Genomic DNA, 13292 nt, shown 5'->3' with positions numbered 1-13292 from the left:
GGTCGGTGCGCTATACGTTACGTGACGCAGAGCGTTGGGCGTCGTTTTCCGGAGACCATAATCCGATTCATTTTGATGCTGCCGAGGCAAGACGTCTGGGCATGGACGGACTATGTGTACACGGCATGCGTGTGTTGCTGGATATGAAGTCGGTGCTGAGCCAGGCGCTGGAAAAACACACATTGTTGTCGGGCGGGCTGCTGTTCAGCAGCCGGCTGCGCGATCCCGTGCTGTGCGCCATTCCTTATCAGCTGTCGTCAAGTGAAACGCACAGGGGGGAACGGGTACAGGTCAGCGGCAAACTGGTTAACACCTACACCATGCAAAACAGCATCAACGGTAAGCTGAGCGAGGCGAATCCGCTGGCGTTATCGCCAGTTACCCACGTCAATACGTTACGTGGAGACGTGCTGGCAGCGCTGTATCACCAGTTCAGGGCGGTGGAACCGGGCCCTGTCCCGCTTTGGAGCTTTTTTGACGCGGTGCTGTTCCGTCAACTGGTCAACGCCACGGAAACGCTTGAGACCGCACAGGGCCTGATCCCCGGCCTCAAGGCGACCTGCCTGGGCGAGGTATTCAGCCAGGTACAGGTGGTACAGACGCACCATCAGACGCATTTTTCGCCGGGTCTGTTTCAGACGGCGGGGAACGCGCTGCAAGGTGACGCGATACATTACGCCATCCAGCCCACGCTGGTGACGGGGGAAAAAACGGCGGGTCTGGTGCTGGTAACGGCTATCCAGGCATGGCGGATCAATGAACCGCTGATGGCGGTCACGGTGACGTTGAAAACCGGGCCGCTGGCTGAGTAGCAAGACACGTAGATGTGTCACTAAAATTTCGACCTGAAAATTATTAAAGCATTGAATTAAAGGAATAAAAATGGCTAATTTTGATGAAGTTTACACCAAGGTATGCGAGATGCTGTGTGATGCAAAAGATCTGGAGATGGCCAGCCTTCGGCCGGACATGCCGTTGCCGTTGCTGAGACTCGACAGCCTGGATTATGTGGAATTAATGGTGCTGGCGAAGAGAGAGTTTGGCGTGACGATTGAGGCTGAGATGTTCGCCAGTAACATTAACATGACGCTGAGCGAGCTTTGCCAGTACCTCAGCGAAAAAAGCCAATAAATCATGCGTAATCAATGGATCTTAGTGACCGGCGGAAGCCGGGGGATAGGGCGTGCGACAGTATTGCGTCTGGCAAAACAGTGGAATGTGGTGTTCACCTGGTGCAGGGATGAAAGTGCAGCGCACGAAGTCGAGTTGCTCTGCAAGGCACTCCCCGGCAAGGTGGAGGGATATCAATGTGACGGATGCGATGAGCAGACAGTGACCGGGCTGGCCGCCGATCTTCTGGCGCGTTACGGCGCCCCTTATGCGTTGGTTCACAATGCCGGAATTACCCTTGATGCCTTGTACATTCACCAAAGTCCGGCCAACTGGCGTAAGGTGATGGACACTAATCTGAATGCCATATTCTACTGGAATCACGTGCTGCTCGAACCCATGATGATGCAGGGAACAGGCTCAATTGTGATGATGTCATCGGTTAGCGGCGTCAAAGGCAACAGCGGGCAAAGCGCCTACGCGGCAAGCAAAGCGGCAATGATTGGGCTGGCACGCACGTTATCGGTTGAATTAGGCCGCTTTGGCATTCGGGTTAACTGTCTGCTGCCCGGCTATATTGATACTCAGATTATGGCCAGCATTCCTAATCCAAAGCTGGTTGAACTGCGAAAAAAGATCCCCCTTAAACGCTTTGGCAAAGTGGCCGAGGTTGCGGGCGCCGTTGCCTGGCTGGTCAGTGACGACAGTGCCTACATGACCGGCCAGACCCTCATTTTGGATGGTGGCCTTTCTGCCTGATCCCGATGGTTAATTTTGCTGTGCTCCAACAGGACGTATTACGTCCTGTTTTTTTTGGTCGCTCATCTGTCAGGTGCTTTCTGCCGCTTATCAAGGACTTGTAACCAGTAATCCCTTTCTCCTGCTGATAAAACGCCCGTCACTGCATGCAAAATGTGATCAGTTGAATCCATCCGCAGGTGAAAAACACAATGTTTGCTTAAGTCATTGAGATCAGAATCCTGGAAAAATCCGGGTGAAAAACAGCGCCCTCACGTAAAAAAATGCCTGCAAAGGACAAAATCACCAAAAATAAAAAGGCCCGCCAACGGTTGGGAACGGTGACTTTTTACTTCTTTTTTACAGTATTTACATCAAACGAAAGAATCCATTTACAGATTAAACGTCTACGACACTCAAATTTAAATACTATTAATTTCTTAGGTTATATCCTTACAGTTTCATGGGGATTAATCCCATCTCGTTTTTATTATCTTATGTTTGATGTGTCAGCCTTTAAGACGTATATTAAAAATGCATACGTCATTTATTCGTTAATGACTCAGGGAGAGATATTAAATACACCGATTAAGTATGTTGTTATTGTATAAAACATCATCCGTGTTCTCGGTATTAAGGAGGGTATTTTCAGTATCAAAAAAGCATTTCTGGCTCAAAGCCAGCGAGAGAGACGTCCATCGGAAATCCTATGCATATGAAGAGGCATTATGAAAAATCGTAAATACCTGACGCCGTCTGAAGTCGAAAAACTGCTTGAGGCGACACTGCACGGAAAGCACCCAGAGCGGGATTACTGCCTGATCTGGATGTGTTTCATCCACGGCTGTCGGGTGAGCGAAATCAGCAGCTGGCGGCTGTCTGATATCGATATAGAGGGAAATAATATTTATATTCATCGATTAAAAAACGGCTTTTCAACCGTTCATCCTCTTTATCGACGTGAGCGGAAATCGTTATCACTCTGGATGAATAAAAGAAATCAATATCGTGGCGCGGAAACAGACTGGTTGTTTCTTTCTAATCGGGGAACAAAGTTATCCCGGCAACGAATTTACTGGTTGATAAGAAATTACAGTCAGGCTGCGAATCTGACGATTAATGCACATCCGCATATGTTAAGACATGGCTGTGGTTTCGCTCTGGCAGACCGGGGAATAGATACGCGCTTGATTCAGGATTATTTAGGACATCGTAATATACAAAATACCGTTATCTACACGGCAAGTAACGCGCAACGATTCAAAGAAGTCTGGTAAATAAGACGTAACCAGTTATTACAATGGAGTCATTTTGAACTAAATTGGAGCCTACTTTAGTGAGTGGCTAAATTTCTGTCAATACTGTTTGTATTATCAGGACACATTTATTTTTTACTATTTAATTTCAACACGTTATGTAAGAGTTTTTGTTTAATTCCCTCCTCGCACCGCTCAGTTTATTCTTATGCCCGTGAAGCATTTCTAATTACATACTGGCAATGCATCAAAATTATCAATATAAAATCCTGTTATTTTATTTTTAATTGGTTTTTTATTCTGCCTGTTTTGATTTTTTGGTTTTAAAAACCAATGGAGTCACTTTAGTTCAAAATGAATCGTTTGTCTTTCAGGGAAACCTTTAGGCGATTTATTAATTTGAGACGGAGTCTCAAGAACTAAATAAAGGAATGACAGATGGTTTTGTCATAACGAATTCGACTGCCTCTTTACAGGTATATCGATTTTAATTGTTTACAGGATATTTCTCGTGAAAAAGACTCTTATTGCTATTGCTCTGATGGCTACTTCGGCTATTTCTTCTTCTGCTTTCGCTTCTGATGGCGCAGTGAACTTCACCGGAACCATCACCGACGCGGCCTGTACGATTGATACTGCATCTCAGAACCAGGACGTATTCCTCGGCAACATCGCACGTACTGCCTTCTCGGGTGCCGGCTCTCTGGCCGCCGCGAAGAAATTCACATTAGTGTTAACCGATTGTCCTGACACTGTAACGGGCGCAACTGTCCGCTTTGACGGTACTCAGGTCTCTGGCGACAACAGCATCCTGGCCCTGACCGCTGGCGACAGCACTGCAACAGGTGTGGGTGTGCAGATCTCTGACAGCCAGAACAAGGTCGTTCCACTGTTTGAAGACTCTTCGGTTTACCCTCTGGTCAGCACCGGTCCTAACAATCTGGACTTCAGCGCGCGCTACATCTCCGTGGCAGATGACGTCACCGTGGGTGATGCAAACGCTGTAACGCAGTTCACCGTCGTTTATCAGTAACTTCACTTCTGTTGTAGCAGATCAGAGGCGATTGCTGCCTCTGATCTTTTCAAATGTTTCAGGCAGGTAGAGGCACCATGAACAATTGGCGCAAGACAGCGTTAGCGGTGGTATTAACGACCTTCTGTACGATGGCGCAGGCTGGCGTAGTCGTTGGCGGCACGCGTCTGATTTATGACGGTGCAAAGAAAGAGTCATCTATCAATGTCAGTAATCCTGACAAAAACGTGTACTTAATTCAGTCATGGGTGGATGGCGGAGAAACGGATGCCGGCGTGAAAGCCAGTAAAACCCCGTTTATCGTTACGCCACCCTTATTCCGTCTGGACGGGAATCAGCAGAATATCCTGCGCGTAGTCCGTGCCGGGGGCGATCTGCCGGAGAACAAAGAGTCGCTTTTCTGGCTCAATATTAAATCTATTCCTTCTACAGAGAAGCGGCAAAACACCCTGCAGATTGCGGTGAAAACGCGTATCAAACTGATTTTTCGTCCGGCTGGAGTGAAAGGCTCGCTCGAAGATGCGGCGAAAACACTGAGCTGGAAACGAATCGGTAACCAGATTCGTGTGACGAATCCGTCTCCCCATTACTTCACCTTTTTCAACGTCAAAATCAACGGTACTGAAGTCAAGAACGTCACCCTGGTCGCTCCCCAGGCCGATGCCACGTTTGATTTACCGGCCAGCATCGCCGGCGGATCGCTAACCTGGCAGTTTATCAACGATTATGGCGGTACCAGCAAAGTTCTTACAGGCAGTATCTGATCTTACCCTCAGGGGCGTGTGTGCCCGTCGCCAATAAGGAAGTGATGAACGCAAGCACCAGGCTGCGTCATTCGTTGGAACCAAGAAATGAAAATAATAACCAAGAACCCTGTAACAGCCTGTTTCAAGATGTCCAGGCTTGCGCAACTGGTTGCCTGTCAGGTTGCACTCTTGATCACCGGGATGAGCGCAGTCAGTGCTGCAGAGTACTTCAACCCTGCCTTATTAGAAATTGATAACCCTGTTCAGGGCAACGCGGATTTGTCCATTTTTGAGGACGGGAAGCTACAGCCTCCGGGCACGTATCGTGTTGATATCTATCTTAACGGCCAGGAGGTGGATACCCGGGACGTCACGTTCTTTCTGGCGACCGACGCGAGCGGTAAACAAAGCCTTCAACCTTGCCTGAGTGGTGAGCAGCTGCAAGAGCTGGGCGTAAGAATCGGGATGTTCCCTGGTCTTCAGGCCACAGAGGAATGTGCCCATTTTACTGAGGTGATAGCGCAGTCCTCCGCAACGTTCCGGTTTGAACAGCAGAGATTGGATCTGAGCATTCCGCAGGCGGCGTTGAATTCGCAGGCACGCGGTTATGTCGCGCCGGAGCTGTGGGATCCGGGTGTACCCGCGCTGCTGTTAAATTACAGCTTCAGCGGTGCAAATACCGAAGCGCGGGAAAATAATGCCCGAAATACCAATACTTATTATCTGAACCTGCGTTCCGGAGCGAATCTGGGTGCCTGGCGTCTGCGCAACTATTCAACGTGGAATCGGGACAATAAAGGCAAAGACAGCTGGAACTCCATCAATACCTACCTGCAACGCGACATTCAAATACTGCGAAGTCGGCTGACGCTGGGCGACAGTAATTCGCCGACGGAAGTGTTTGATACTGTGCCTTTTCGTGGCCTTCAGCTTGCCTCTGACGACGATATGCTACCGGACAGTAAGAAGGGCTATTCGCCCGTGGTGCGGGGCATCGCGCAAAGTAATGCGCAGGTCACCATTCGCCAGAACGGTTATGTGATCTATCAGAGCTATGTGCCTGCCGGATTGTTTACCATTTCCGATCTCTATCCAACGGCGGGCAGTGGCGATCTCAACGTCACCATTAAAGAGGCCGACGGCACCGAGCGAACGCAGATTGTTCCTTTCGCTTCTGTTCCGGTACTGCAACGTGAAGGGCACCTGAAATACAGCTTCACCAGCGGTCAGTATCGTTCGTATAACAAAGAGGTGGAAAAAAACCCTTTTACGCAGGGCACGGCAATCTATGGTTTGCCGCATGGCGCAACCGTTTATGGCGGCCTGCAGGCAGCAAGCAAATACCAGTCGATGGCGCTTGGCTTTGGGCAAAACCTGGGTCGCATCGGCGCGCTCTCCGCTGACGTGACGCAGGCGTGGACCCGCCAGGAAAATGCCGTGAAAGAAAACGGGCAATCCTATCGCCTGCGCTACGGTAAAAGCTTCGTTGAGACGGGCACCAACTTCAGTCTGGCCAGTTATCGTTATTCCACCGCGGGTTTTTATACCTTACAGGAAGCGCTGGAAAGCTACGCCAGAGGCAATGACTATTACCGCGATCATAAGAAGAGCCGTGCAGAGCTTACGCTTAGCCAGAACTTATGGCAGAGGGGGGGCGCGCTCTCGCTGAGTCTGGTGAAAGAAGAGTACTGGAATAACAACCGTTCCAGTGAATCGGTCAGCGTCGGCTACAACAATACCTGGGAAGGGATCTCTTACGGGGTGAACTACAGCTATAACCGCAACGGCATGGATAGCTATGGTAACCGGAACTATTACACCGACCAGGTTATTGCGCTGAACCTTAGCATACCTCTGAGCAAATGGCTGCCGGGAAGTTATGCCACCTATAACCTGAACAGCAGTAAAAATGGTCATACCTCGCATAACGTTGGCCTGAGCGGTACGGCGCTATCTGACGACAACCTGAATTACAACATCAGCCAGGGTTATACCACTAACGGGCAGGGTGCAAACGGCTACGCCAGCGCCAACTACAAAGGCACTTACGGCGAAATGAACGCCGGTTACGGTTATGACCATAGTCAACGGCGCATGGATTATGGCCTGCAGGGCGGCGTTGTGATCCATGAAAACGGCGTGACCCTTTCACAGCCGCTCAGCGAAACGGTGGTGTTGGTAAAAGCGCCGGGCGCAAACGATGTCAGTATCGCCAGCAATACCGGGGTGAGAACCGACTGGCGCGGTTATGCCGTGGTGCCTTATGCCACCGCCTATCGCCGCAACCAGATTTCGCTTGATACCTCGACGCTACCGGAGAATGTGGATATGACGCTGACGAGCGCGTCCGTCATCCCCACCCGGGGTGCCGTGGTCCGTGCTGACTTCCAGCCAAACGTGGGGCAGCGCGTTCTGATGACGCTTACCCGCGCCAACGGCAAGCCCGTTCCGTTTGGCGCAACGGTCGGTATTGATGACGAGAAAAAGGGCACAGGCAGCATTGTCGGCGATGGTGGGCAGGTTTATCTGACCGGGATGCCGGAGAGTGGAACGCTGAAAGTGAAATGGGGAACGACAGAAGCGCAGACCTGCCGGGTGAGTTATCGCCTGAATGAACAGCCGGCTAGCTCGGGTATTCAACTTATTAATGGAGCCTGCCGGTAAGGCGGAACAGGGACATGAACAGACCTATGCAGACCTTTAATGTAGACAAGACCTCACACCGCAATGTATTGCGCCGTTCTTTCTGTGGCAAAAGCGCGGCGTTGCTTTGCCTGGCATTGACGGGCGGCATGTTGAGCGCTCATGCACAGGCGGGCGATTGTGCCCCGACCAACGGGACACAAACTTACAACTTTAATCTGTCTTATCTGCTGAACGATCCTTCACAAAATACCGCTGGCAGGGTGATTAACAATGCCTATCAGTGGAACCTCAGCGGTAACTACAACGTGACATGCTCTTGTATTGGTTACTATAGCGGTGCGTACGTAACGGCAAAAGTGCCGGATACCGGGCTGGTTTACAGCGACGGAAATCTTAATTACTACAGCATTAATGAATATCTGGCAGTGGCCAGTGAGGTCTACATTGCGGGAGGATATGGCGCAAACCGGCCAACGCCGTTTACCAGCGTCAGTAACCTGAACAATGCGACCAGTTGCGAAAGGTATCCTTACGCGACAGGTTCACGCGGATCGATATCCCTGTACTTTCGACGACCTTTTGTCGGTGTACAAACTATTCCACTGACTAAAGTCGTTGATGTTTATCTTGCCTCTGATTCGACAACGCAGTCTACCACCCCGGTTTCAACCGTCTGGATGAGCGGCACGGTGACCGTGCCGCAATCCTGTGAAGTCAACGGCGGCGGCGTGATAAACGTCCCTTTTGGCGACATCATGTCAGGTGATATTGCGACTAAGGGAGAGATGGCGAAAAACTTCACGCCTAAAAACGTCAACTTCAACGTCGCTTGCACCAATATTTCAGACGGTGTGAAGGTCAACCTCTCTTTCCAGGGAACACCCGATGCCAACGATCCGACACTGCTTGCAACCACCAACAGGGATGTCGGGGTCAGGATCCAGGATATTGCTGGCGCAACCATCGCGCCGCTAAGTGGACGTTTGCCCCTGGCAATGGATTATGCCTCTCAGACTGGCACCTCGGGGATTCATTTATCGCCTGTTAACACGACAGGTAATGCGCCCGAATCCGGTGATTTTACTGCGACAGCGACGATTCGCGCTGAAATAGATTAATTCCGTGATGCAATGCGTAAAGGAAAATAACATGTTTAGGGAAGCCACATTCAGTTTGAGTAGCACAGTCAAACAGTCGGCGCTGGCCCTGTGGCTGACAGCCGTCGTGCTTTCACCTGCGGCACGTGCTGATACCCAACTTAACATTACCGGCAATATCAGAGTCTCGCCTTGCAACATTGACCTGCCTGCTGGCGGATTGAATGTGGATTTAGGCCAGAACATTTTGGCGTCCTCGCTGGCTGAAGCCGGCTCGTCAACCGAGTGGCGACCCTTTTCGATTGTCCTGAGTGAATGCCCGGTATCGACGCGCGAGGCGACGATGACGCTGAACGGCACGGTTGATGAGGTCGAAAGCGCGATGTACGCGAATACAGGGACCGCATCTCGGGTACAAATTGAGGTACAAAGCCTTGCCGGTGCGCCGCTCGGCAACGCCGCGCAAATGGTCCAAAACGTTGACAGCTCGGGTCGTAGTACGACGTTCGAGATGCTGGCACGCGCTTATAGTGCCCAGGGCCGGGCCACAGCAGGCACCATTGTTGGAACAATGCAGGTCACGTTCACCTATCAGTAGTTGAAGACGAGCGAACAGCGAGGAAACCAACAAATCAAGTAAGGCATTTGTTACAGAGAATGCTTCCGTCAGAGGGCGTTACTGAGAAAACAAGGAGGTAAGATGAACGACGTCACTAGCCTAATGCCAGCGCCTGCCTTATCAGGCACATCCCCTGTCCGGCAGCCGGGGAGTGGGGTGCTGATCATGGATGCCTGTCCCGCCACCGCGCTGGGCATAAAACACATTCTGGTCGAGTCATGTGGGATAACTGACACGGCAAGATATGTACAGAATCTTGCAGGCCTCGCATCGCAAGTGGCCAGCGCGCCGCCTGCGCTACTGATTATGGATATCTGTGGCGAAAAAGAGCGTATGTTGGACGGGCTTCGGCTTTTAGCTCAACTGCACGAAGACTGCCCGACGATGAAGATCATTATCTGCACGGATTTTAACGACTATCGGATACTTGAGTTGCTCGTCTCATCCAAAGCGAATGGCATTTTGTTGAAACACGAACCGGCACTGGCGCTGGCGCAGTGTGTCTCACGATGCGCCTCTGGCGAGCAACAATGGCTAAGCCCAAAAGTGCAGCAGCTGCTTGCAAAAGCCACTCCGAGAAATACCGCGTTGACCGCCAGAGAACTGGATGTCCTTGCATACCTGTTTTCCGGCCTGAGTGTTTCCCGAGTGGCACAGACGCTTCATCGCGATATTCGCACCATCAGCACGCATAAACGCAATGCCATGGTGAAGCTGGGCTTTCACAATGATAGTGAACTCTTTGCTAAGGGGACCTGGATGGCACAAATCGGTCCTGCCAGCCGGCTTTAAGCGTCACCGTGGATGTATTCGTTAATGGATAAACGGCCGGCAGCGCCGGCCTGCAAGGAGCAACAGCCTGATGAATCAGACATGCACATCAACCCGTACCGTCGCGTTAATGGACAGTCACCCTTTAACACTTTTTGGACTCTCAACGCTGATTAAATCTGTCGATAAAGACTGTAAAATCGCCATTCGGGAATCGAGTCTGGGTAAAATCATTGACGCCCTGATGTATCAGCCCGTAGACATTCTTATCACTGATTTGCAAAGTGCGGAGGAGAATCTTCAGGAGGGCATTGATATTTTACGGCAAGAAAGTGCCCAGTTTCCTGAGATGAATATTGTGGTTTATACCTCATGTCATGACGGTCACGGGCTGCGTAGTTTACTTAACCATTATAATATCAGCGTGATCGCGCGCGGTGAGTCACTTGCCGATACAAAGGAATTCTTTAAACAGGCATTTGAGCAACAACGTGTACTCAGTCCAAAAGTGTGCGGTGACCTTGCGCGCGTAAATGAAACTCATCAATGTGATGCGTCGAGACTCACGCGTAGTGAACTTGATGTTTTAAGACACCTTTTTAATGGCATGGATTTACAACAGATTGCGCGAATGAAGCAGTTAAGCATTAAAACGATTAGCGCTCACAAATGCAATGCTATGCGGAAACTCAATGTCAGGACCGACTCAGAGTTATTTTTACACTTAAATGATATTTTTAATCATGGATTTGATTCATTATGATTCAACATGCGCATAGTACTGATTTTTGCCAATGTATTCAGCGTAAAGCGCCGATAATCGTTCTTTCAGATAACTACTGGTTATATTTTGGCGTATCCCAGCTTTATCCCTATGCAAATGTTATACATGTCAGTTTTTTTGATGAGGCACTTTACAGAAAATTATGGGGTAATGTCAGCAGAGTAATGTTAATTGTTGATAACGAAATATTTATTCAGGGTGAATGGTTATCAATGTTGGAAATGCTTGAGATTTGCACTTTTATAAAAATTGTTTGGTTAAAAGGAGATAAAACAGGGGCATTTATTCCACTTAATCATGAAAAAAGCGTTTTGGTTGAGAAGAAGAGTACGCTTTCAGTGTTCGAAAGTGACTTGAATGATGTTTTTTACGGGCAGGGCTCGCAGAACGTCGAAAACCGATATCCAGGCTTAACAAGAAAGGAACGCTACATGATAAAATATCTTGCCGCTGAACATAATATTCAGCGGGTTTCAGAGCAAGCTTGCCTGTCAGTGAAGTCAGTCTACCAGGTAAGATCCACGCTTATGAGTAAGCTTGGTTTCGATAATGCTTATTTTTTTCAGCTTATACTTTTTAAGAACATCCACATACTTTTCCCATTTTTTACTAACATATCGTATTCATTCAATGCCCAGCAAAAAAGAGAAAACGTAAAACCAGTAGAACGGCTATCCCGGCCGGCCCAGGAAAGAACAGGATTGTTATTGTTTCGTCGGGTGACAACCGCACAAAATGAATAAATTCCCTCTGACGAAACTGAGGATTAATGATCTGGCTTAGAGATAGCATTCATCTCTTTTTCTGACCCGGCTAAATAGAAAATTAAGAGTAAACCTGATACAGATAAATGTATCTGATTGAATAGGGTGATAATGAAGTGATATGTTTTTTGCATGAAAGAAAATTACGAGCTTTTATTTTATAACCTCATGTTTTTTATCCTTTTTGATGTTTTTATGATCGCGTAGTTTCATGCGAATCTTAAATAACATCATCAGCCTTAATTAAGTTTTAATTTATTATCTATGATCAGGTGTTGTTAACGCATCGTGTGGTTTAATATTCTTTTTTTAAGGTGTCTTGAGTGTTTTTTTAGATTTATTGTCCTGTTTTTTGGCATTTAAGGAGGTTTGCGTTCTTTAGGGTTTGTTTTGACAACAAGTTCCACTTTCTGGCGTTACAAATTTTTAAAATCACTCTTCCAAACATCTTCATCTCTGTGATTTAATCTTTCGGACATAAAACGATGAAAGTATCTGCTCCTGGTTTCGCCAGTGTGAGAACAATAACTCTCTCAGGGATTTATACTGAAGTGATAATTGAATAAAACAGTTTTTATCAGGCATCTTTATGTGCGCTTGTGGGTTTACATTACGGGCATGATGAAGAGCGCCATATTCAGATATCAATTATGCTTTTGTCTGGGGTTTCTTTAAGCGCTTACGGAAGAGTGAAATGAAAAGTATGGGAATGAAAAGAAGGAAGTATTTGACAGTGAGTGAAGTAGAGCGATTGATCGCCGCCGTCGGTCACTCTAAAAACAGCGAAAGAAATAAATGCATGCTGCTGATGTGCTTTATACACGGGTTAAGAGTGAGCGAGCTATCGCAACTGAAACTAAGAGATATTGAAATTTCAAATAAAATAATCTACGTGTCGAGATTAAAAAATGGATTTTCAGTTCAGCATCCTTTACAGCAGCGCGAACTGTTGGCGTTAGAGGCATGGATGCAGAAGCGTTCCGGCTATCTGGGTTCTGATTCTGAATATCTATTTTTATCCAGACATGGTAAGAAACTCTCCAGACAGCAATTGTACCGTATTTTCAGGATGACTGGGGAAATGGCTAATATAAATATTGATGTGCATCCACATATGTTAAGACATGCCTGTGGCTACGCCCTGGCAGATAAGGGATGTGATACCCGACTGATACAGGATTATTTAGGACACAGGAACATTCAAAATACAGTCATCTACACTGCATCGAATGCTGCCCGATTTAAATCAGTCGTCTTCTGATCTTTATGACACGGTTTTCCCTGGGTTATCCTGCCTGCGCTTTATCGGGGGACGCTATAATGATGTCTGTTGTGGCATTCCCCAATGACGGTTTCTGATTAGATAATAACGCACTGCTCCACCGGAAAGCCGGTGGCGGGTAGCGAAAAGCGCAGAACAGGCGTTGAGAACCTGTCTGAATAAGCCTGTAATGACGCAGGATGCGTTGCGCCTGTGAAGCCTGTTATCTACAACAAAGACGCAGTAAGGCTCCGTAATTGCTTTATCGCCCTGTGTCGCCGTTCTCCTTATAGTCTGGTATACAGACCCGCACCGCGCTTAACGTCAGGATAAAAAATGAAAGTCAGTGAAGAAACCCTTATGCGGGCCGGTTTCACGTCACGTGAGCTGGGCAGAATAAAAAAATCTCACAACGCTCCGGTGATACTCTGGGCGAAGCCATTAGCGAACTGGCCCGACGCTTTATT

Annotated in this window: 13 protein-coding genes; all 13 read left to right on the top strand. The window is 48.4% G+C overall.

Features of this window, described 5'->3' with window-relative positions; genetic code table 11:
• The first annotated feature begins 5 nt into the window (after positions 1 to 5).
• The 13 genes from GKC68_RS19165 (at position 6) to GKC68_RS19105 (ending at position 12825) form a co-directional block, all read left to right on the top strand.
• A complete protein-coding gene (locus tag GKC68_RS19165) occupies positions 6 to 812 on the top strand; it encodes a MaoC/PaaZ C-terminal domain-containing protein (RefSeq protein WP_176438573.1) in 807 nt (268 codons plus the stop codon).
• Between the two features lie 70 nt (positions 813 to 882).
• The gene (locus tag GKC68_RS19160) at positions 883 to 1131 is read left to right on the top strand and encodes an acyl carrier protein (RefSeq protein WP_028724547.1); all 249 of its coding nucleotides are present in this window, start codon (positions 883 to 885) and stop codon (positions 1129 to 1131) included.
• A gap of 3 nt (positions 1132 to 1134) precedes the next feature.
• Complete coding sequence (locus GKC68_RS19155) at positions 1135 to 1869, top strand: SDR family oxidoreductase (RefSeq protein WP_089528196.1); 735 nt, start codon at positions 1135 to 1137, stop codon at positions 1867 to 1869.
• A gap of 707 nt (positions 1870 to 2576) precedes the next feature.
• A complete protein-coding gene (locus tag GKC68_RS19150; protein WP_028724549.1) occupies positions 2577 to 3125 on the top strand; it encodes a tyrosine-type DNA invertase in 549 nt (182 codons plus the stop codon).
• A 490-nt stretch (positions 3126 to 3615) separates the two neighbouring features.
• Positions 3616 to 4137, top strand: a complete 522-nt coding sequence (locus GKC68_RS19145; protein ID WP_028724550.1) for a fimbrial protein — start codon at positions 3616 to 3618, stop codon at positions 4135 to 4137.
• Between the two features lie 77 nt (positions 4138 to 4214).
• On the top strand, positions 4215 to 4901 hold the full coding sequence (locus tag GKC68_RS19140) for a molecular chaperone (protein WP_028724551.1): 687 nt from the start codon (positions 4215 to 4217) through the stop codon (positions 4899 to 4901).
• Between the two features lie 129 nt (positions 4902 to 5030).
• Entirely contained in the window at positions 5031 to 7547 is a 2517-nt protein-coding gene (locus GKC68_RS19135; protein WP_342656422.1) for a fimbria/pilus outer membrane usher protein, read from the top strand.
• 14 nt (positions 7548 to 7561) lie between these two features.
• Complete coding sequence (locus GKC68_RS19130; protein ID WP_342656421.1) at positions 7562 to 8647, top strand: fimbrial protein; 1086 nt, start codon at positions 7562 to 7564, stop codon at positions 8645 to 8647.
• Between the two features lie 31 nt (positions 8648 to 8678).
• Positions 8679 to 9224, top strand: coding sequence for a fimbrial protein (locus tag GKC68_RS19125; RefSeq protein WP_047713561.1), 546 nt, complete (start codon positions 8679 to 8681; stop codon positions 9222 to 9224).
• A 102-nt stretch (positions 9225 to 9326) separates the two neighbouring features.
• Positions 9327 to 10037: a response regulator transcription factor gene (locus tag GKC68_RS19120; RefSeq protein ID WP_028724555.1), complete on the top strand. Its 711-nt coding sequence runs from the start codon at positions 9327 to 9329 to the stop codon at positions 10035 to 10037.
• 70 nt (positions 10038 to 10107) lie between these two features.
• A complete protein-coding gene (locus GKC68_RS19115; RefSeq protein WP_050598431.1) occupies positions 10108 to 10779 on the top strand; it encodes a response regulator transcription factor in 672 nt (223 codons plus the stop codon).
• On the top strand, positions 10776 to 11543 hold the full coding sequence (locus GKC68_RS19110; protein ID WP_028724556.1) for a hypothetical protein: 768 nt from the start codon (positions 10776 to 10778) through the stop codon (positions 11541 to 11543). The genes GKC68_RS19115 and GKC68_RS19110 overlap by 4 nt, the downstream gene beginning before the upstream one ends.
• Positions 11544 to 12273: 730 nt before the next feature.
• A complete protein-coding gene (locus tag GKC68_RS19105) occupies positions 12274 to 12825 on the top strand; it encodes a tyrosine-type DNA invertase (RefSeq protein ID WP_342656908.1) in 552 nt (183 codons plus the stop codon).
• Positions 12826 to 13292 lie beyond the last annotated feature (467 nt).

The organism is Pantoea sp. RSPAM1 (assembly GCF_038816185.1).
GTDB classification, from domain to species: domain Bacteria; phylum Pseudomonadota; class Gammaproteobacteria; order Enterobacterales; family Enterobacteriaceae; genus Pantoea; species Pantoea ananatis.
This window is presented reverse-complemented; position numbering and strand designations above follow the sequence as displayed.